The organism is Collinsella sp. TF06-26 (assembly GCF_002232035.1).
In the GTDB taxonomy this organism is placed as follows: domain Bacteria; phylum Actinomycetota; class Coriobacteriia; order Coriobacteriales; family Coriobacteriaceae; genus Collinsella.
The window spans coordinates 8,924-28,101 of sequence record NZ_NKXR01000014.1; the positions used below are offsets into that span (position 1 = coordinate 8,924).

At 61.8% G+C, this 19,178-nt stretch carries 17 protein-coding genes and 1 tRNA gene; 8 read left to right on the forward strand and 10 right to left on the reverse strand.

What is annotated here, in order from left to right; all coding sequences use genetic code 11:
* Positions 1-12: 12 nt before the first annotated feature.
* From CHY22_RS08160 to aroF, 10 genes are all read right to left on the reverse strand, one after another.
* On the reverse strand, positions 13-1,014 hold the full coding sequence (locus CHY22_RS08160; protein ID WP_089573425.1) for a hypothetical protein: 1,002 nt from the start codon (positions 1,012-1,014) through the stop codon (positions 13-15).
* Positions 1,014-1,463, reverse strand: a complete 450-nt coding sequence (locus CHY22_RS08165) for a DUF4869 domain-containing protein (RefSeq protein ID WP_089573426.1) — start codon at positions 1,461-1,463, stop codon at positions 1,014-1,016. The genes CHY22_RS08160 and CHY22_RS08165 overlap by 1 nt, the downstream gene beginning before the upstream one ends.
* Positions 1,464-1,594: 131 nt before the next feature.
* A complete protein-coding gene (gene aroQ / locus CHY22_RS08170) occupies positions 1,595-2,032 on the reverse strand; it encodes a type II 3-dehydroquinate dehydratase (RefSeq protein ID WP_089573427.1) in 438 nt (145 codons plus the stop codon).
* Between the two features lie 64 nt (positions 2,033-2,096).
* Positions 2,097-3,347, reverse strand: a complete 1,251-nt coding sequence (locus CHY22_RS08175) for a shikimate kinase (RefSeq protein ID WP_089573428.1) — start codon at positions 3,345-3,347, stop codon at positions 2,097-2,099.
* Positions 3,348-4,493: a prephenate dehydratase gene (gene pheA / locus CHY22_RS08180; protein WP_089573429.1), complete on the reverse strand. Its 1,146-nt coding sequence runs from the start codon at positions 4,491-4,493 to the stop codon at positions 3,348-3,350. It lies immediately after the preceding gene.
* Positions 4,494-4,629: 136 nt separating this feature from the next.
* Positions 4,630-5,727 carry a chorismate synthase gene (gene aroC, locus CHY22_RS08185; RefSeq protein WP_089573430.1) on the reverse strand — a complete coding sequence of 366 codons (1,098 nt, stop codon included), beginning with the start codon at positions 5,725-5,727 and terminating at the stop codon, positions 4,630-4,632.
* 1 nt (position 5,728) lies between these two features.
* A complete protein-coding gene (gene aroA / locus CHY22_RS08190) occupies positions 5,729-7,048 on the reverse strand; it encodes a 3-phosphoshikimate 1-carboxyvinyltransferase (RefSeq protein ID WP_089573431.1) in 1,320 nt (439 codons plus the stop codon).
* Positions 7,042-8,148 (reverse strand): 3-dehydroquinate synthase, encoded by a 1,107-nt coding sequence (aroB, locus tag CHY22_RS08195; protein ID WP_089573432.1) that lies wholly within the window; start codon positions 8,146-8,148, stop codon positions 7,042-7,044. The genes aroA and aroB overlap by 7 nt, the downstream gene beginning before the upstream one ends.
* A gap of 36 nt (positions 8,149-8,184) precedes the next feature.
* Positions 8,185-9,099 carry a prephenate dehydrogenase/arogenate dehydrogenase family protein gene (locus CHY22_RS08200; RefSeq protein WP_089573433.1) on the reverse strand — a complete coding sequence of 305 codons (915 nt, stop codon included), beginning with the start codon at positions 9,097-9,099 and terminating at the stop codon, positions 8,185-8,187.
* 3 nt (positions 9,100-9,102) lie between these two features.
* Positions 9,103-10,125 carry a 3-deoxy-7-phosphoheptulonate synthase gene (gene aroF, locus CHY22_RS08205; RefSeq protein ID WP_089573434.1) on the reverse strand — a complete coding sequence of 341 codons (1,023 nt, stop codon included), beginning with the start codon at positions 10,123-10,125 and terminating at the stop codon, positions 9,103-9,105.
* A 204-nt stretch (positions 10,126-10,329) separates the two neighbouring features.
* On the opposite strand from aroF, the gene CHY22_RS08210 reads away from it, so the two are divergent.
* The 8 genes from CHY22_RS08210 (at position 10,330) to CHY22_RS08245 (ending at position 19,169) form a co-directional block, all read left to right on the forward strand.
* Positions 10,330-10,406, forward strand: a tRNA-Arg gene (locus CHY22_RS08210).
* A gap of 76 nt (positions 10,407-10,482) precedes the next feature.
* Positions 10,483-13,200: an HAD-IC family P-type ATPase gene (locus tag CHY22_RS08215; RefSeq protein ID WP_089573435.1), complete on the forward strand. Its 2,718-nt coding sequence runs from the start codon at positions 10,483-10,485 to the stop codon at positions 13,198-13,200.
* A 103-nt stretch (positions 13,201-13,303) separates the two neighbouring features.
* Positions 13,304-14,446 carry a zinc ribbon domain-containing protein gene (locus CHY22_RS08220; RefSeq protein WP_158551198.1) on the forward strand — a complete coding sequence of 381 codons (1,143 nt, stop codon included), beginning with the start codon at positions 13,304-13,306 and terminating at the stop codon, positions 14,444-14,446.
* Positions 14,447-14,553: 107 nt separating this feature from the next.
* A complete protein-coding gene (locus tag CHY22_RS08225; RefSeq protein WP_055249980.1) occupies positions 14,554-15,096 on the forward strand; it encodes a peptidylprolyl isomerase in 543 nt (180 codons plus the stop codon).
* A gap of 11 nt (positions 15,097-15,107) precedes the next feature.
* Positions 15,108-16,412 (forward strand): tetratricopeptide repeat protein, encoded by a 1,305-nt coding sequence (locus CHY22_RS08230; protein ID WP_233502854.1) that lies wholly within the window; start codon positions 15,108-15,110, stop codon positions 16,410-16,412.
* Between the two features lie 127 nt (positions 16,413-16,539).
* Positions 16,540-17,571, forward strand: a complete 1,032-nt coding sequence (locus tag CHY22_RS08235) for a rod shape-determining protein (RefSeq protein WP_006236061.1) — start codon at positions 16,540-16,542, stop codon at positions 17,569-17,571.
* A gap of 78 nt (positions 17,572-17,649) precedes the next feature.
* Positions 17,650-18,591, forward strand: a complete 942-nt coding sequence (mreC, locus tag CHY22_RS08240; protein ID WP_089573437.1) for a rod shape-determining protein MreC — start codon at positions 17,650-17,652, stop codon at positions 18,589-18,591.
* Positions 18,592-18,602: 11 nt separating this feature from the next.
* Positions 18,603-19,169 carry a hypothetical protein gene (locus CHY22_RS08245; RefSeq protein ID WP_089573438.1) on the forward strand — a complete coding sequence of 189 codons (567 nt, stop codon included), beginning with the start codon at positions 18,603-18,605 and terminating at the stop codon, positions 19,167-19,169.
* Positions 19,170-19,178: the final 9 nt, after the last annotated feature.

The following is a 19,178-nucleotide window of genomic DNA, read 5'->3' on the forward strand; positions in this document are numbered from 1 at the left end:
TCCCCGCCGTATCTAGTCTGCCCTCAGGCACTCGGGCAAGACGCTTGTAACTGCATTCATCGCTTGTGGCTTGAGATACTGCTCGTTGAGCTTTGCCTTTTTGTAGGCATAGCGAGTGTCTGCCGAGTATTTGATCAGCACGTCGGTAAAGAATCGCTCCCAGCTCAGATAGTCACGGCTTTCGATGTAGCTCGATGGGTCCTCGAGAATCATAGGAATGTCGTTGCTGGGGATGAGGCCGGATTGCAGAAGCGTCCACTCAAATGATTCCGGGAGAAACAGACGAACGTTCTTGTAAACGCGCTGTCCCAGCACCTTTTCGATGTAGGGGCCAAACGCTGCGCCGTCTCCTATGGCAAGGATGTTTTGCTCGGGACATTCGTGAATCGTTCGTTTTAGGTTTGCTACGCCGGTGGCGGAATAGCATGGGATTCCCAGTCGGTTGCAAAGGGCGCTGTAGAATTGATAACCCGATTTGCTGTCCTCGACAACTGCGGCGTCGGGTATCTCGAATCCAACATTTAGATCCTGATACAACATGCTTGCCGTGTGGTCATATAGCGGCTTGGTCACCGAGTAGAAGCGTCTGTCGCTCTTGCGGCCATTAATTGTCTTGCTTGTGGTGTTGACTAGCTTTAGGATCTCGTCGACGCTGTAGGGGAGCTCGTTGGCATCGCGACGAGATATCAGAACAAAATAGTTGGACGAGCCGTTTACGGCTTTGGCGAAGTCCTTTGAGTAGATAAACTCGTTGCCCTCATCTAGAAAGACGATTGAATCTTCGATGATCGACAGCTCGCGCTCCCAGCGTCTGCCGGAAAGCGTTTCGCAAGGTACGTCGCAGCTGAGCGTGACGCCGCTCTCCGGTCCACGATCGTTGTAGTCGCGAATCATCGAGATGAGTGTCGTTTTGCCCGTGCCGCTGTTGCCGCGGATGAAGGAAATATTGCGTTTAAAGGTGAGCGTGTATTTGACTTTTGCGCGCTCCACGACAACGGTGTGTGTTCCCTTCATTATTCATCAACATCCAAAAAGTCATTCGTGGCGCCGACAAGCTCCTGCATGTTCCTGACGATGCGGCCATCGTTATTAATGCGAATCTCAAAATGCTTCCAGGGGAATTTCATGATGTGGTAAAGGGTTACCAGCACATCCTGCTCTTTGCCAATTTTGAGCAGCCAGCGGGCGCAGTTATCTCCGCAAGTGGATGCATTAAACACCATGTTTGGTAGATTGCGCATCAGCAGCAGCGTCTTAACGCCGCCGGAAAGCTCGAGGGGCGTAATCGAACCGAGCTGTTTGCTGATGATGTTGTGGGGGCCGATGAGCTCTGATCCGTCCACGCTTTTAATCATCTGTGCGGCCATAGGGTCTTCGAACCATGAGTCCAAGTATGAGTTCCTAAAATAGGTTTCGGTATCGTAGATGGAACCGGGGAAATCCCCCAGGTGAATACTCAGCATGTGGGTCTCCAGACGTTGTGTGACTGCAACGATTATATGCCAGTAATTAAATGTCGGCAGCAGCGAGGTCGCTGCTGCCGGCGCTGGAGTTCTGTTCGTGTGAATCGGTGCTAATAAATTGATCCGCGACGCTACTTTACGAGATGCTTTTTCAGCAGCTCCAACGCGTGGGCGTAGCCTTGGAGGCCTTCGCCGGTGATGGTGGCGAAGCAGGCCAAGCGGGCGTAGCTCACCTGGCGGAAGTCCTCGCGCGTCTCTACGGCGCTGATGTGTACCTCGACGGCAGGGATGGCGACGGCCTTGAGGGCGTCGAGGATCGCCACGCTCGTATGCGTGTATGCCGCCGGGTTGATGACGATGCCGTCGACCTTGCCGTAGGCCTCCTGGATCTTGTCGACGATGCTGCCCTCGTGGTTGGACTGGAAAACCTCGACCTCGTCGAAGCCCTGTGCGGCGCCCGCTTCCTGGCAGATCTGCACTAGGCGGTCGTAGTTGTCGCTGCCATAGATGCCCGGCTCGCGAATGCCGAGCATGTTGAGGTTGGGGCCGTTGATGACGAGTGCTTTCATGTTTGCTTCCTTTGCGGTCGAGAAACCGCCACATAGGTGCCTGTCCCCTTTGTGGTGGTTTTGGTTAGAGAGCGGATGGGAGGGTGTCGAGGAGGGCTTGGGCGGTGTTGGCAGCGCAGTCGCGTGAGTCGATGATGTAGTCGGCCCAGGCGCGGTAGCGCGGCATGCGCTGCTCGGCCAGCTTGTCGATGCCATCGCGGGCGGTGATGGGGCGACCCTTGTGGGCGAGTTCGTCGAGCTTACGGTTGAGCATCACGATCTGGCTGTTCTGGTGCAGTAGCGGGTAGTTCTCGTCGCGCGTGACCACGCCGCCGCCCGTGGAAAGCACCAGGCCGCTGCGCTTGGAGATGCCGGCCAGCGCCGCCGTCTCCTGTTCGCGGAAGGCCGCCTCGCCGCGCTCGACGATAAAGTCGGCGCAGGGCATGCCCAGGCGCTCCTCGAGGGCGCGGTCCAGGTCGATGTGCTCTCGCCCCGTGAGCAGGGCAATCTGCTCGCCCACGCGGGTCTTGCCCGAGCCCGGCATACCGATCAGCGCGATGTTCTGTTCGCGGCGTGACAGGCGCTCCGTTACGTCCAGAATGCGCTCACGCGAAGTGACCTGGCCGGTGTAGCGCTCAACGGCTTGCACCGCCTGGGCCACGAGCATCAGCAGGCCGCCTATGCAGGGGATGCCGCGGCGCTCGGCCTCGAGCATCAGGCCCGTGCGTGCAGGGTTGTAGACAATGTCGATGACGCCTTCGAGCGCATCGAGCCCCTCGAGCGTGCAGGGGGCATCGGGACAGTGGGGGAACATGCCGGCGGGCGTGCAGTTGACGAGCAGTGCGGCGTCGGACTGCTGCGCGATGTTGTCGTAGTTGACTTCGCTCGTGCGGCCGACCGGCACGACGATGGCGCCCAGGTCGCCGAGCACCATGCTGGCAGTGGTGCCGGCGCCACCGGTGGCACCGAGCACGAGGGCCTTCTTGCCGGCAACCTCTACGCCCAACTCCTCGACCAGACACTGAAAACCAAAGTAGTCGGTGTTGTCGCCGCGCAGGCGGCCGTCGGGCAGGCGCGTGATGGTGTTGACGTTTCCCATACGCTCGGCGAGTGGACTCAGCTCGTCCAGGTATTCCATGACGGCGCGCTTGTAGGGGATGGTCACGTTGGTGCCCTCCCATTCGTCACCCGTCATAAAAGCCTGGAGGTCCTCGGGCTCGCGCTCAAATCGTACGTACTCGAGCCCCGCGAGCTCCTTGTAGATGGTCGGGGTGTAGCTGTGGCCCAGCACGCGGCCCAGCACGCCGTAGGGGCGGGTTGCGGCGACATCGGTCATCTAGAGCACCTCCGTGTAACTGCCAAAGTAGGTGAAGCTCTCGCACACGTCGTCGATGGAATCGAGCAGGTCATTGAGGGCCTTGCTGCCAAAGGGGCAGTCCAGGTCAAAGTAGAACATAAACTCAAAGTCGTGCCCGGGGATGGGGCGGCTCTCGAGCTTGATGAGGTTGATATTGAGCGCGTAGAAGCGCTCGAGTACGCGATAGAGCGCGCCCGGCTCGTTGGCCGTGGTAATCATGAGCGAGGTGCGGTTGGCGCCGGGGTAGACGCGTGGCTCGCGGCTGATGACGACAAAGCGCGTGTAGTTGTTGTCCGAGTCCTGGATGTTGGGCTCCAGTACCTCCAGGCCGTAGAGTGCGGCGCAGCTGCGCGATGCGATGGCGGCAACATCGGTGCGCTCGGAGCTGGCGACCATCTCGGCCGACATGGCGGTGTTGGGGTACTTGGTGGCGTGCAGGCCGTGCGCCTCGATAAAGCCAGCGCACTGCGCGATGGCCTGACCGTGGCTGTAGACCTCGCGTATGCCCGCGAGCTTGGTGCCGGGCTTGACGAGCAAGTTGTGGTCGATCTTGAGGCGCAGCGAGCGCACGATGTGGAAGTCGAACTGGGCGAGCAGGTCGTAGACGGCGTTGACCGAGCCGGCGGTGGAGTTTTCGATGGGCAGCACGCCAAACTCGCAGAAGCCGTCGCGCACGGCTCGCATAACGCCTTCGAAGGTCTCGAAGAACGCAATATCGGGCACGTCGAAGAGTTTGCACGCGGCGATTTGACTGTAAGCGCCCTCAACGCCCTGGCAGGCGACGGTAGCCGTCTGGGGGAAGGGCGTGTCAAAGGCCACGGCCGTGGCGTGGGCCTTTTGTGAGACGGTGATGCCCTTGAGCTCGTTGATGTAGCGCTGCTGCTCGGCCTTGCTCATGCTCATGAGGAGGCGGAACAGGGTGATGGTCTGCGCCTCGTAGCGCTCGGGCGCGCGGCTGGCAAGGTTGTTGAGCTTGGAGCGCTCACGGGCGGGGTCGAAGACGGCCTTGCCCATCTCGATTTTTGACTTGGCGACCTCGGTGGCAATGTCCATGCGCTCGACAAAGCTGTTGAGGAGCGTGGTGTCGATGCCATCGATGGCCTGACGAATATCGGCAAGGTCCATGGAGACCCCTTTCACGAGTCGGTGATTTTTCTGGGACGGGGATTAAAAAATCATTAGGTACACAATGATTTTTTAATCCCCGTCCCAGAAAAATCACTGGGTGGGCGTGGGGGCCGGAGTTGGCCCCCGGAGATTTTTAGAGCTGGCCTGCGTCCTCGAGGAGAGCGTCCCAAATCGCGAGGGCGGCGGCTGCTTCGGCTACGGGGACGGCTCGGGGGACGATGCAGGGATCGTGGCGGCCGTGGACCGAGAGCTCGGCATTTTCCATAGCGTCCATGTCCACCGTCTGCTGCTCACGACCAATGGAGGGCGTCGGCTTTACGGCCATGCGCCACATGACGGGCGCGCCGGTCGAAATACCGCCCAGGATGCCGCCGGCGTTGTTGGACTCGACCTCGATCTCGCCGGTCTCGGCATCGATGCGATACGGATCATTGTTCTCGCTGCCGCGCATGGCGGCCACGGCAAAGCCCATGCCAAACTCCACGCCCTTTACGGCGGGAATGCCAAACGCGATCTGCGCGATGCGGTTCTCGATGCCGTCGAACATGGGGTCGCCGATGCCCGCGGGAAGCCCGTAAATGCCGCACTCCACGATGCCGCCGATGCTGTCGAGTTCGTCGCGCGCGGCTAGGATTTCCTCGCGCATGCGGCCGGCTGCGGCGGCGTCAATGCAAGGAAGATCGTTCGTCAGGATCGCCTTGCGGTCGGCCTCGCGATAGACCATATCGTCCATCGGCAGGTCGGAGATGCCGCCGATCTGCGCCACATGCGCCATGACCTTAATGCCGCGGGCCTCAAGTGCCTGCAGCGCGATGCCGCCCGCGATGCATAAGGGTGCTGTTAGGCGGCCGGAAAAGTGCCCGCCGCCGGCGACATCGTGCATGTTGTGATACTTCATGCGCGCAGGGAAGTCCGCATGTCCCGGACGGGGCTTGCGGCGCAGCTCGGAGTAATCCTTGGAGCGCGTGTTGGTGTTCTCGATAATCGCGGCAATGGGCGCGCCGGTGGTGTGCCCATCGACCACGCCGGCGATGATTTGGGCGGCGTCGGCCTCGCGGCGCTTGGTCGCGGTCTCGTCGCGACCGGGGGCGCGACGGTTCAAAAAGGCCTGCAGCGCTTCTTGGTCAACGGCGATGCCGGCGGGGACGCCATCGAGCGAGCAGCCGATGGCGGGGGAGTGCGACTGGCCGAAGATGCTTACGTGCAAGACGTTGCCAAAGGTCGAGGACATGCTATTCCTCCTCGAGTGTGACCTTGCCGCCCAGCAGGCGGTAGTGGTCGAAGAAATCGGGATAGGACTTGTTGACGGCCTCGGCGCCGTGGATCACGACCTCGCCGGCGGCGCGGCTCGCGGCGATAGCGGCCATCATGGCGATGCGGTGGTCGTTGTGCGAATCGACCTCGCCGCCGGTGAAGGCATCGACACCCTTGATGATGAGGTCATCGCCGGCAATGCGCACCTGCGCGCCCAGCGCGGTGAGCTCGCGGGTGGTGGTGACCAGGCGGTCGGATTCCTTGATGCGCAGACGGGCGCAATCGCGGATAAAGGTGCGGCCCTGTGCCAGTGAGGCCACGGCCGAGATGACGGGCACCAGGTCCGGAATGTCGTGGGCACTCATCTCAAAGCCGGCGAGCTTGTCGGACTGCACGGTGGCGGCGTTGGTGGAGCGCACGATGCGGGCGCCAAAGCGCGAAAGCGCGGCAAGCACGTTACGGTCGCCCTGTGCGGAGCTCAGCGACACGCCCTCGACGGTGATGGGGTCGTTGCCGATGGCACCGGCGCACAGCCAAAAGGCGGCGTTGGACCAGTCGCCCTCGACGGCTACGCTGCCGGGCGTGCGGTACGAGCCGCTGCTCACGCGGAAGTTCGTGACCTCGGGCTGGCCGTCCTTGGCCGGAATACGCTCGACGTTGACCTCGACGCCAAAGGCCTTCATGGCCTGGATCGTCAGGTTGATGTAGGGACGGCTCTCAATGAGGCCGGTTACCTGCACGCAGGAGGGCTGGGCCAGCAGCGGGGCTGCCAGCAGAAGGCCGGAGATATACTGCGAGCTCACGTTGCCCGGAAGCACAAAGGTGCCCGGGCGCATGCGGCCGCTCGTCTTGAGCGGAAAACCGCCCAGACCCTGTAGGTCGCAGCCGGCGGCGATGATCTCGTCCGAGAGCGGGGAGAGCGGGCGGGCGCCCAAGCGCCCCTGACCCACAAAAGTTGCTTCTGCACCCAGCGCGCAGGCGACAGGCAGCATAAAGCGGAGCGTGGAGCCGCTTTCACCGCAGTCAAGCGTGCCGCCGGCAAGGGCCTTGAGCAGGCCAAACTCAACACTCTTCATGGTGGGGTGGACCTGGAAGCCGTCCTCGACGGTCTCGATGCGAGCACCCAGGGCCGTAAGGCAACGCACCGTGGCCTCGATGTCGGCGCAGGTGGTGTTGCAGGTGACGTGCGTCTCGCCGTTGGCGAGCGCAGCGCAGATGATGAGGCGATGCGCCATCGACTTGGACGCGATGGCGGGAACGGTGCCCTTGAGCGGGGACGGGGTGATGCGGGCTAGCATGCGGATGCGTCTCCCTTCTGGCCGAGGCCCTCGGCAATGAGTTCGTGGAAAGTGGAAAGTGGCGTGCGGTCGATGCTGCAGCGGCCAATGCCGTGCGGAATCACCAGGTCGATGGTGTCGCCCGCGCGCTTCTTGTCGTGGAGCGCCTCGGCAAAGACGGCATCGGCATCTAGGTCGCAGCGGGTCTTGAGGCCATGGCGGGCGCAGAGCTCCTCAATACGACCGGGCAGTGCAGCATCGCAAACGCCGTGCAGGGCCGCGGCGCGCGTGATGATGCCCATGCCGATCGACACGCAGTTGCCGTGTCCGAGTTCAAAGTGCTCGCAGGCCTCGACGGCGTGTCCGGCGCTGTGTCCAAAGTTGAGGAGCTTGCGCTGGTTGGTTTCGCGCTCGTCGGCGACGACCACGGCGCGCTTGATGTCGATATTGCGGGCTATGATGAGCGCTACGCGGGCCACATCGCGGTTGAGCAGCTCCAGCGTGAGCGGAGTCTTCTCCAGCTCGGCGAAAAGCTCCGGGTCGGCGATCACGGCGTGCTTGATGACCTCGCCGCAGCCATCGGCGAACTGCTCGGGCGTGAGGGTGGCTAGGCACCCCACGTCGGCGATAACCACGCTCGGCTGCCAAAAGGCGCCGGCCAGGTTCTTGCCGGCAGCCAGATCGATGGCGGTCTTGCCGCCCACCGACGAATCCACCATGGCGAGCAGGCTCGTCGGGATCTGCACAAACTTGCAGCCGCGCATGTAGGTGGCGGCCACAAAGCCCGCCACGTCGCCCACGACGCCGCCGCCGAGTGCCACGATCACGTCGGAGCGCGAAGGCTCGTGCTCGGCCACAAACTCCAAAATGGCAACGTAGGTCTCGGCGCGTTTATGGGCCTCGCCGGCCTCGAAGGTGCAGATGCTCACCTCGTAGCCTGACGCCTCCAGGCTCTGCTTAACGGGCATCTGGTAGAGTGGGCCCACGTTGGTGTCCGTAACGATGACGGCCTTGGTGCCGCCGGCAGTGGCGCGCACGAGCGGTCCCGCCTGCTCCAGCAAAAACGTGCCAACATGCACCTGGTAGGGGCGTGCGGTGTCGATATCGATGGTAATCGCCATAAGCTTCGGTCCTTTCGACCTGGCGTGATGGGTGGTCTAGTGGGAGGCCTCGTCGTCGAGTGCGCGCTTAATTCGGTCGCCCTCGGCAAGGAGATTCTCCAGATAGCGCTGGTCGCGGTCTTTAAGGGCGCGGCTGTAGGCGCCGAGCGATTCGATCAGATGGTCGATCTCGAAGGCGAGCGCATTGGCGTCGTCGATCATGAGCTCGGACCACATCTGGGGGTTGAGGTGCGCCACGCGGGTGAGATCGCGGTAGCTACCGGCCGAAAAGCCGTGGTGGACCTGGGCAGTGGGGCTTTTGACGTAGGCGTTGGATACCACGTGCGCAAGCTGGCTCGTGAAGGCGATGACACGGTCGTGCTCGGCGGCGCTGGTCACGCTGAACTTGCCAAAGCCCAAGGGGCGCACCATCTCGCGCACCTGGCCCAAAAGCTCCAGCTTGAGCGCATCGTCCACCGCGGGCGGTACGAGCACCAGCGGGGCGCCCTGGAACAGGTCGGCGCGGGAGTGTGCATAGCCCGAGTACTGCGTGCCCGCCATGGGGTGCGCGCCCACAAAGTAAAAGCCGTGCTCGCGGGCAAGCTCAAAGGCGCGCTCGCACACGATACCCTTGACGCCCACCGTGTCAATTACCACGGGGCCCATGATGGCCTCGGTATCGGTGGCGTCGGCGAGTGCCTGGGCGTGTGCCTCGAGCCACTCGATGCAGGCTTCGGGGTAGCAAGCCAGGACGATGATGTCGCATTCGCCGAGCGTCTCGTCGTTGAGCTCGCCGGCAACGGTGCCCATGCTGGCAGCCGTCATGACATCGTCATCGGGATCCCAGGCCAGCACGCGGACGCCCGCCTGCGCATAGCCGCGGGCAAAGCTGCCGCCGATGAGGCCAAGGCCGACGATGCCGGCGCACTTGGGGCCGCCCTGGTTAACGCGCGCGTTTCTCACTGTACCCATGGGCTACTCCATGGTCTCTTGGCAGACAACCTCGCGGATGGCTCGGATGCGACGCATGGTGTCGTCGAACTGATCGGGGGTGAGGGCCTGAGCGCCGTCGGACCATGCGCGGCTGGGCTCGTCGTGGACCTCGATCTCCAGGCCGTTGGCACCGCAGGCGGTCGCGGCGAGCGCCATGGGCTCAACGTAGCGGGTGTAGCCGGTGGCGTGGCTGGGGTCGGCGACGACGGGCAGGTGCGACAGGTGGTGCAGCACCGGCACGGCATTGAGGTCGAAGGTGTTGCGGGTGCGGGTCTCGAAGGTGCGGATGCCGCGCTCGCACAGGATGACGTTGTCGTTGCCCTCGCTCATGATGTACTCGGCGGCCATGAGCAGCTCATCGATCGTGCCGGACATGCCGCGCTTAAGCAAGATCGGAGTCTTGGTCTTGCCGACCTCTTTGAGCAGAGGGAAGTTCTGGGCGTTGCGGGCGCCGATCTGCATGACGTCGATTTTCTTGTCCAGGAAGACCTGCACGTCGCGCGGGTCCATGATCTCGGTGACGATCGGCATGTCGAGCTCGGCAGACGCCTCGCACAGCAGGTCCAGACCGGCGGGGCCCATGCCCTGGTAGGCGTAAGGGGACGTGCGGGGCTTGTAGGCACCGCCGCGCAGCATCGTGGCACCGGCGGCCTTCACGCGGCGGGCGATGCGGATGAGGTTCTCGCCCTCGACGGAGCACGGGCCGGCGATGACCTGGAACTGATCGCCGCCGATCTTGACGCCGTGGCCGCAGTCGATGACGGAGTCCTCGGGATGGAACTTGCGGTTGGCGCGCTTGAACGGCTCGGAGACGCGCTGCACGCGCTCGACGACATCCATGGACTCGAGCAGGAACGGGTCGATCTTGGTCGTATCGCCCACCAGGCCGATGATCGTCTCATTCTCGCCGCGCGAGACATCGGTCTTCAGGCCCTTTTTCTCAATCCAGCTGACGATATGGCTGACGGCCTCGTTGCTGGCGCTCTCTTTTAAAATTGCAATCATGGTGTGCCTCTCACCTCGATGGATAACCCTTGCAAAAACGGCCCGCATCGCGAGCCGTGTATATATGGTGCATGAGAGTTTATACTATCTGACTCGCTTTTGCCTTCTAAAGTGGGCCGTTGCGCCGCGTCTTCCTCGGAATTGCAAAGCTTTTTCTTTTATTTTGATAGCCCGTGGTGCACTTGGGTATAATGCCAAACGTTGGCCCTATTAGCTCAGGGGATTAGAGCGTCTGCCTCCGGAGCAGAAGGCCGTTGGTTCGAATCCAACATGGGGCACCATCGAACGTGAGACCGTCCGAACCTCGCATGGTCCGGGCGGTTTTTCTTATACCGACGCGACGTGATGGGACGTGGTATGGCAGCAACGGATATCGAGCGCGGACTCTCGACCGCCGAGGTCGAGGAGCGCATCGCCGCCGGTAAGATCAACCGCAACATGGAGCTCAAGACCAAGTCGGTCAAAGAGCTCATCATCGAGAACCTCTGCACGCTGTTCAATTTGATCAACGTGATCTTGGCGTTCCTGGTCATTTTGACCGGGTCGTTTAAGAACCTGACGTTTTTGTTCGTGGTGTTTCTCAATACCGCCATCGGTGTCATCCAGTCCATGCGCTCTAAGAAGATGGTCGATAAGCTCACGCTGCTGACCTCCAAGAAGGCCATCGCGGTGCGCGACGGCTCCGAGGTGGAGCTCGACCTGGACCAGATCGTGCTCGACGACATCATCCGCCTGGGGCGCGGCGACCAGATCCCCGCTGACGCCGTGGTGGTTTCGGGCGAGGCGCTCGTGAACGAGAGCCTGCTGACGGGCGAGAGCGATCTTATTAAGAAACAGCCCGGTTCCGAGCTCATGAGCGGCAGCTTTATCGACTCGGGTCTGCTGCGCGCCCGCGTGATCCATGTCGGCGCCGACAACTACGTGGCCAAAATTAATAACGAGGCCAAGTACGTCAAAAAGGTCAATTCCGAGATCATGAACGCGCTTAACGCCATCGTGCGCTTTGCGAGCATCATCATGATCCCGCTCGGTTTGGCGTTGTTTGCCTCGAGCGTGAGCGAGCTGTGGGATGCCGCGGGAACCCCGGGCAATAGCGCGCTTTCGTGGTGCTTCTCCGAGCTGCTGGCCGGCCGCGTGCCCTCGTCGGCGCTGCTGTCCACGGTGGGCGCTCTGCTGGGCATGATCCCGCAAGGCCTGGTGCTGCTGACCTCGTCGGTGCTCGCCATCGCCACGGTGCGCCTGGCCCGCCGCAAGGTGCTGGCGCAGCAGCTCTACTGCATCGAGACGCTCGCGCGCGTCGACGTGCTGTGCCTGGACAAGACGGGCACCATCACGTCGGGTCGCATGGAGGTCGAGGGTACCTATCCGCTACCGGTCGAGGGTATGGGTGTGGGGGAGAGCGACGCCGCCGTTCCCGTCGATACCACGGTGCTCGATTTTGCGCTGGCTAACGTGGCGCGTGCGACCTCGGCCGATGCCAACGAGACCTGCCAGGCGCTGCTCAACTATTACGCCGATCGCCCGGTCGAGGTGTCTGAGCCGCTGTCGGTCATTCCGTTCTCGTCCTCAAAAAAGTGGAGTGGTGCCTCGTTTGCGCAGGGCTCCTATGTGATGGGTGCGGCGCAGTTTGTGCTCTCTGATCGTGCGTTTGCCCAGGTCGAGAACCGTGTCGCCGAGCTTGCCGATACCTGCCGCGTGCTCGTGGTGGCGCGCGTGGACGGCTTTACGCCCGATGGCGATATGGTGGGCGAGGCCGAGCCCGTGGGCTTTGTGACCATCCGCGACGAGATTCGTACCTCGGCGGCCGAGACCATCGGCTACTTTAACGAGCAGGGCGTGGCCCTTAACGTGATCAGTGGCGACGACCCGCGTACGGTGTCGTCGATCGCGCGCGTGGTGGGCGTGCCGGGGGCGGACGCTTATGTGGACGCCACGACGCTCGATACGCCGGCCAAGCTCGATGCCGCAGTGGACCGCTACCATGTTTTTGGTCGTGTGACCCCGCAGCAGAAGCGCGAGCTCGTGCAGGCACTCAAGCGCCGCGAGCACACCGTGGCCATGACGGGCGACGGCGTCAACGACGTGCTGGCGCTCAAGGAGGCCGACTGCTCCGTCGCCATGGCGGCCGGCTCCGATGCCGCGCGTAACGTTGCTGAGATCGTACTCGTCGACAACGATTTTGCCTCGATGCCCGCCGTGGTGGCCGAGGGCCGTCGCTCCATCAACAACCTGCAGCGTTCGGCTTCGCTGTTCTTGACCAAGACGCTGTTCTCGATGGGCCTGGCGGCGCTGTGCATCGCGCTGCCGCCGTACCCTTTCGAGCCGATTCAGATGACGCTCATCAACTTCTTCTGCATCGGCGCGCCGGGCTTTGTGTTGGGCCTGGAGCCCAACAATGCTCGCGTGAAGGGGTCGTTCCTGACGAACGTGCTCAAGCGGGCACTGCCGGCGTCGATTGCGGTCATTTTGGCCGCGGCGCTCGATATCTTTGTGGCGCGCGTGTTTGGCTTTAACCAGCTCACGCTGTCTACGATGTGCCTGCTTACGTCGTGCGCGGCGAGCGTCAGCCTGATCTGGCGTATCTCGCAGCCCCTCACGCCCTTACGTGTGGCGCTCTTTGTGTTTGTAGTTGCCGGCATCCTGGTGGGCGTTATCGGATTCCCGGAGCTGCTGTCTATTGCCAACCTGTCGATGGGCCAGATGGTTATCTTGGCTGTCATCGTGGTCTTTACCTGCTCGGTGTTCTTTAAGCTCGCCACGATGATGGATTCGCTCAAGCCGCGTCGTCGTCATGCCGCAACTGGATTTGGCCGTGGTGTGCGCGTCCACCTGGGTCGCGGTGGCGGCAAGGTGAGCTCGACGGGTTCGACGGCCGAGCGTTTTGCCAAGCGCGTCGCCGCCGACATGGCGCAGCGCCGCGAAGCTCGCACCGTTCGTGAGGCCGAGGCCCGCGCACTCGAGGGCGTGGCCCAGGTCCAGCCCAAGAAAAAGAAGGGTAGCGGAGCCAAGCGCTCTCGCATAACCAAGTCCGCCCAAGGCATCAAAGTCTCGATGCCGAGCAAAAAGAAGAAGTAACTACGCGCCCTGGCGATGTTGAATTGGTGCCTTGCTCCTGTGGGGCCGTGGCGATGTTATGCTCTAACCTCGATTATTTGAATTGCTTCGAAAAGAGGATGCCGTGATCTGCCCGCATTGCCTTAAGACTATCGAGGACGGCGCCTCGTTCTGCCCCTACTGCAACGCCTATGTGGGTCCGGGCGATGGTCCCGAGCACACCGAGTTCGTGTTCTGTGAGGGCTGCGGTGCCCGTCTTTCTCCGCATGATCGTACGTGCCCCAAATGCGGACGCCCCGCTCCGGGCATCCTCTCCAAGGACGCGGCAGCATCCGACCTGGCAGCGGGCCGCACGGCGGGCTTTCCGCGCCTAACGCAAGAGCAGATCGATACCGAGGTGCCGCATGCGCCGGCCTCTGCCGCTGCGGTGCTTTCGGACGCCGCCGACCCCAATGATACCTGCGTGCTGCCAGCTTTCGATAAGGATTTCGGTATCCCCAAGGTCGATATTCCCATGCCCGTTTCCCTGCATGACGATGCTCAAAAACCCAAGCGCAAGGTGCACCCCGACGAGGACGCCTATCACAAGCACAAGCGTCATATCCCCAAGCCGCTCATTATCATCGCGGTCCTTGCCGTCGTTTGCGGCGGTGCCTATTGGTTCGTGACGGCCGATCCTATGGGTGTCATGCCTGGCTTCTACGACCAGTTTGGCCAGGCCGCGCAGACGACCTTCCCCACGCGCCAAAAGGGCGAGGCCACTGAGGACGATACCAAGCAGGACGATTCTGCCGAGGTGGTCCAGGAAGAAACCGTGCTCACCGATGATCAGCTCTATACCAGGCTCGACGGTCTGTATCAGACCATCGTGTCCTATGCTGACGAGGATCAGATCGGCGAGGTCATCGATTCCTTTAACAACGGCTATCTCCGAACGCCGCTGTCCACCCGTCAGGAGCTGTCGCAGAGTGCCTACGCCCTGCGTGACCAGATTAAAAAGACGCAAAATGAGCTCAACAATCTTAAGTATCAGGACGATACGGTCTATGCGGATGACATCGCCCACTTAAAGCAGCTTGCCGAGTGGATGTATGAGCGCGTCGACGTGATCTGCCAGAGCTGGGACATCTCGCTGGCCATTCCCGATGGCGAGTCGATGAGTTCCCACCAAAGCGAGATCCTGGCGCCCATCGCGCAGGGTGGCAACAGCGCGCTGAACCAGTACGACGCCAATGTGGGTTCCTGGAAGCCGCAGCAGCGTTCCTAAAATTAGTTCGCCATAGTCGGCATAACCTACGTGCGCAATTGATGTAAACCCGTGCTTATTGCTACAATTCGTACAAATATGCTTTAAACGCACGAGGAAGGAACCACATGTTTGGTTTTAAGAAAGAGCTCTACACGCCCGAGTATCAGCTTGTCGGCGACGAGTGCGCCGTAATCGAGACGTCGAAGGGTACCATCAAGGTCAAGTTTGACGGCGAGGGCGCTCCCATTCATGTCGCGAACTTCTGCGAGCTTTCCACGATGGGCTTCTATGATGGCCTTAAGTTCCATCGCTATGTGCCCGGTTTTGTTATCCAGGGCGGCGACCCCAATACCCGCGACATGTCCGGCGCCGACGTCGCTGCCGGTCTTGAAGGCCCCGACGGTATGCCCGGTACCGGTGGCCCCGGCTACTGCATCAAGGGCGAGTTTGCCACCAATCCGCGCAACAGCCATGTCGATGGCGCCCTTGCCATGGCACGCTCCATGGACCCCGATTCCGCGGGTTCGCAGTTCTACTTCTGCCTGGGTGCCCAGCATAACCTCGATTCCGGTTACACCGTCTTTGGTACCACGGTCGAGGGTCTCGATGTGATTTCGCAGCTGCGTGCCGGCGACGAGATCGTCCATGTCGAGATCGTTCACGAGTAAAGGGGACTTCCTTGAATAGCCAGCTGATCCAACAGGGCCGCGCCGCTTACCGCGCGGGTGATTTTTCTGCTGCAGCCCAGATGCTTGGGGCGGCAAAGACTCCCGATGAGATTATGGGCGAGGCCGATCACCTTCGTGGCAACGCCTTGATGCACCTTGGCATGTATGCCGAGGCCGCCGAGGCCTATGCCGCCGCCCTCAACGACGGTACCTACGGCAAGCGCGGCGCGCTGCTCACCAACCGCGGCAAGGCGCTCGCCGCCGTGGGCGACTACACGACGGCCGCTCAGGCTTTCTCTGCCGCTACGCAGGATGCTTCCTATGCCACGCCGTTCAAGGCCTATCTGGGCCTGGGCAATGCGCTGTTCCAGTCGGGCGACTATGCCAACGCGGGAACCGCCTTCCGTCAGGCTGCCATCGACGGCGCCAATCCGGCTCCTGCCGCCGCACTCGGCGAGCTCGGTCGTTGCTTCATTAAGCTCGGCCGTCCGGCGGATGCCGTGGAGACTTATCGCACGGCTATCGACTTTGCCGGCCCCCGCGACGACACGCGCGCGCTCAACGCCGGCATGGGTCAGGCGCTTTCTGCCGCCGGCCGTCCCTCCGACGCACTCGACGCCTTTAATGCCGCTACTGCCGATGGCATCTACCAGCTCACCTCCGAGCAGGCCGATGAGCTTGCCCGCGTGCAGGATTCGCTTGCTGCGCTGTCTGCCCAGACGGCTATGGCCACGGCTCCGGCGCCCGCGATGGACGCTCCTGCCGTCGATCCGCTCGATCCTACGGGCGCGACCGGTCAGTTTATGCCCGATCCCTCGGACACCGGCTTCTTTACGCTGTCCGAGTCCGAGATGGTCCAGCAGGACCGTCAGGATCGTAAGCAGGCCAAGGTCCGTCGCCGCCATCGCCACACGGGCCTCAAAGTCTTCATCGTGCTGCTTCTGCTCATTTTGATCGCCGCGGGCGGTCTGGGCTTTGCCTACACGCGCGGCTTTGGCTTCCCGTCTCAGGAGTCTGTCGTTACCGATCTGTTCCAGGCTGCCGGTGACGGTGACACCGCAAAGGCCGAGTCTTGCCTGGCCTCGAGCCTGTCCGAGGACGCTAAGTCGATGATCATCTCCTCGATTCCGCAGGGTGCCACCATGTCCGTCGAGGGCATGGATCAGTCCATGACCGAGACGACCGCTAAGGTGAAGGCATCGCTGTCCAAGGGCGGCGAGCAGGAGTACACCGTCAAATTCGTGCGCTCCGACAATCATATCGGCTGGGCCGTTTCTTCGCTCGATATGGATTTCTCGGCTGCTGACAACCAGTAGTGACCTTATGGGATTTAGCTTTGCCCGGCGCTTCACCGCAAGTGAGGTGCCGGGCTTGCGCTAGTATGATGAGCTAGTAGTTTTCCAGCAATCATCCAACACATCAGGAGTTGCGTTGTTTTCTTTGATGGATATGTTCTTCGGTAGCTATGCGGGCGATCTTGCCATCGACCTCGGCACCGCAAATACGCTTGTCTCCGTGCGCGGCAAGGGCATCGTCATTCGCGAGCCCTCCGTTGTCGCTATCGACAAAAACGACGAGCGCATCCTGGCGGTCGGTATCGAGGCAAAGCGCATGCTCGGCCGTACGCCCGGCAACATCGTGGCCGTTCGTCCCCTGAAGGACGGCGTCATCGCCGACTTCGATGTTACCGAGGCCATGCTTCGCTACTTTATCGATAAGGCGTCCGAGAAGCGCTATCCGTGGACTCCGCGTCCGCGTGTTGTCGTCTGCGTTCCCTCCGGTGTCACGTCGGTCGAGAAGCGCGCTGTCTTTGAGGCCACGATCCAGGCCGGTGCCCGCCAGGCCTATCTGATCGAAGAGCCTATGGCCGCCGCTATCGGCGCCGACCTGCCCGTCGAGGAACCCACCGGCTCCATGGTCATCGACATCGGTGGCGGTACCACCGAGGTTGCCGTTATCGCTATGGGCGGCATCGTCGTCTCGCAGTCCATCCGTATTGCCGGCGACGAGTTCGATCAGGCCATCCTCACGCACGTTCGTGATGCCTACAACCTGGCCATCGGCGAGCGTACGGCAGAGGACATCAAGATCAAGGTCGGCTCCGCCGTGCCGCTCAAGGATGAGCTCGACGTCGAGGTCAACGGCCGCGACGTGATCACCGGTCTGCCCAAGACCGTGCGCATCGAGAGCGAGGAGATTCGTCGCGCACTCAACAAGCCGCTCGACGAGATGGCCAAGGCCGTCAAGGACGCACTCGACGCTACGCCTCCCGATCTTGCCTCGGACCTTATGTACTACGGCATTTTGCTGACCGGTGGCGGCGCGCTGCTGCGCGGTCTCGACGTGCGCCTGCGCGATGAGACCGGCGTTTCGGTCAACGTCAGCCCCACGGCGCTCGATAACGTTGTTAACGGCTGTGCCCGCGTGCTCGAGGCCAATGCGTTTGATGGCGGCTTCGTCCAGACCAATGCTTAATTTCCAAAAGGTGGATTCCATTTGGCACGATCTTCGGGTTTCTCCACAAATCTGAATACCAAGCGACAATCAACGGGTATGCGCCCGTTGATTGTTTTCAGCCTGATTTCGGTGTTGCTGCTCACGTTTTACATTCGCGAGGGCGAGACGGGGCCGATTCATGCCGTGCGTTCGGGCGTGACGACGATTACCTCGCCGGTGCGTTTTCTGGGCTCGGCTGTGGCGGCTCCCTTCAATGCGGTCGGTAACGTGTTCTCTAACCTTACGGCGTCGCAGGACACGCTTGACGAGCTTAAGAAGCAAAACGAGGAGCTGACCTCTAAGGTCGCCGAGCTCTCCGAGGCTCAAAAGACCGCCGAGCGACTGGAGGGTCTGGTCGGTCTGCAGTCGACCTACAACCTCAAATCAACCGCAGCTCGTATCGTCGGCGCTTCGGGCGATGCCTGGACCTCGACCGTCACCATCGATAAGGGTTCTGCCGACGGTCTTACCATCAACATGCCTGTGACGAGTTCTGCCGGTGTCATAGGCCAGATTATTGAGGTCTCGGCCAAGACGTCCACCGTGCGCCTGATTGGCGACGAGAACTCGGGCGTGTCCGCTATGGTGCAGGACACGCGCGCCCAGGGCATGCTGCAGGGTCAGGCTGACGGCACGCTGCGTCTTGAGTACGTGAGCGTCGATTCCGACGTTAAGGTTGGCGACATCATCGTGACCTCGGGCATTGGCGGTGTGTTCCCCAAGGGCCTTCCGCTCGGCACCGTCTCGTCGGTTGAGAAATCGGCAAACGACGTGTACTACACCATTGTGGTGCGCGCTCAGACCACGGCCGAGAACAACGAGGAAGTGCTGGTCATTACCTCGCTGACCGACGAACAGTCGGCCTTGGATGAGGACGTGAACACGGCCAACAGCACGCCGCAGGGAACGTCGCGCGATGCTGCGACCAAGACGAAGGACGAGAGCCCGGATGACAGTTCCGACACGTCCGAGACGACCGATTCCGGCTCGAGCGAATAGGGGGCATGTCCATGGATCTACACGAGCAGGGGATGAGCTCCCGTACGTTTGTAATCGCCGCCATTGTGTGCGTGCTGCTGCAGGCAGGCCTGGCACCGCAGATCTCCATTGCGGGCGGTCGCGTCAACTTTATGATTATCCTGGTGTGCCTAAGCGTGTTCTCGGGCGACCCGACCCGTGCCGTCGTGTGCGGTTTTTGCAGCGGCTTGTTCTATGACCTTTCCGCTGCCGTGCCGGTGGGCGTTATGTCGCTCCTGCTGACCGTGGGTTCTTTTGCCCTGGTGCATAGCGCTGCCGGTCAGACGGGCGGTACCCCGAGTGCGCGCGGCATCACTGTGGGCGCCTTCGCGTTCGTCGTTAATGTGATCTACAGCATCATCTTGCTGTTTATGGGTTTGGAGACGAGCTTTGTCGTGGCGATCTTCGGCCATGCGCTGCCGTCTTCGATCCTGACGGGTCTGGTTGCCATTCCGTTTTTGATGTCCGGCGTCGTGCCGCAGTCCGGTTATGGATTCTCCGCACGTGGCGGACGCCAGACGGGCATGCGCTTTAAGCCCAAGACCCGTAAGCTCAAATAGGGGAGGCTC

Coding starts and splice junctions, on each gene's coding strand:
- CHY22_RS08175 (WP_089573428.1), bottom strand. CDS start 3,347: ATGACCGATGTCGCCGCAACCCGCCCCTACGGCGTGCTGGGCCGCGTG.
- aroB (WP_089573432.1), bottom strand. CDS start 8,148: ATGGCGATTACCATCGATATCGACACCGCACGCCCCTACCAGGTGCAT.
- aroQ (WP_089573427.1), bottom strand. CDS start 2,032: ATGAAAGCACTCGTCATCAACGGCCCCAACCTCAACATGCTCGGCATT.
- aroF (WP_089573434.1), bottom strand. CDS start 10,125: ATGATTGCAATTTTAAAAGAGAGCGCCAGCAACGAGGCCGTCAGCCAT.
- CHY22_RS08215 (WP_089573435.1), top strand. CDS start 10,483: ATGGCAGCAACGGATATCGAGCGCGGACTCTCGACCGCCGAGGTCGAG.
- CHY22_RS08245 (WP_089573438.1), top strand. CDS start 18,603: ATGGATCTACACGAGCAGGGGATGAGCTCCCGTACGTTTGTAATCGCC.
- aroC (WP_089573430.1), bottom strand. CDS start 5,727: ATGTCCTCGACCTTTGGCAACGTCTTGCACGTAAGCATCTTCGGCCAG.
- CHY22_RS08200 (WP_089573433.1), bottom strand. CDS start 9,099: ATGGGTACAGTGAGAAACGCGCGCGTTAACCAGGGCGGCCCCAAGTGC.
- aroA (WP_089573431.1), bottom strand. CDS start 7,048: ATGCTAGCCCGCATCACCCCGTCCCCGCTCAAGGGCACCGTTCCCGCC.
- CHY22_RS08165 (WP_089573426.1), bottom strand. CDS start 1,463: ATGCTGAGTATTCACCTGGGGGATTTCCCCGGTTCCATCTACGATACC.
- CHY22_RS08235 (WP_006236061.1), top strand. CDS start 16,540: ATGGATATGTTCTTCGGTAGCTATGCGGGCGATCTTGCCATCGACCTC.
- pheA (WP_089573429.1), bottom strand. CDS start 4,493: ATGGACCTTGCCGATATTCGTCAGGCCATCGATGGCATCGACACCACG.
- CHY22_RS08160 (WP_089573425.1), bottom strand. CDS start 1,014: ATGAAGGGAACACACACCGTTGTCGTGGAGCGCGCAAAAGTCAAATAC.
- mreC (WP_089573437.1), top strand. CDS start 17,650: ATGCGCCCGTTGATTGTTTTCAGCCTGATTTCGGTGTTGCTGCTCACG.
- CHY22_RS08225 (WP_055249980.1), top strand. CDS start 14,554: ATGTTTGGTTTTAAGAAAGAGCTCTACACGCCCGAGTATCAGCTTGTC.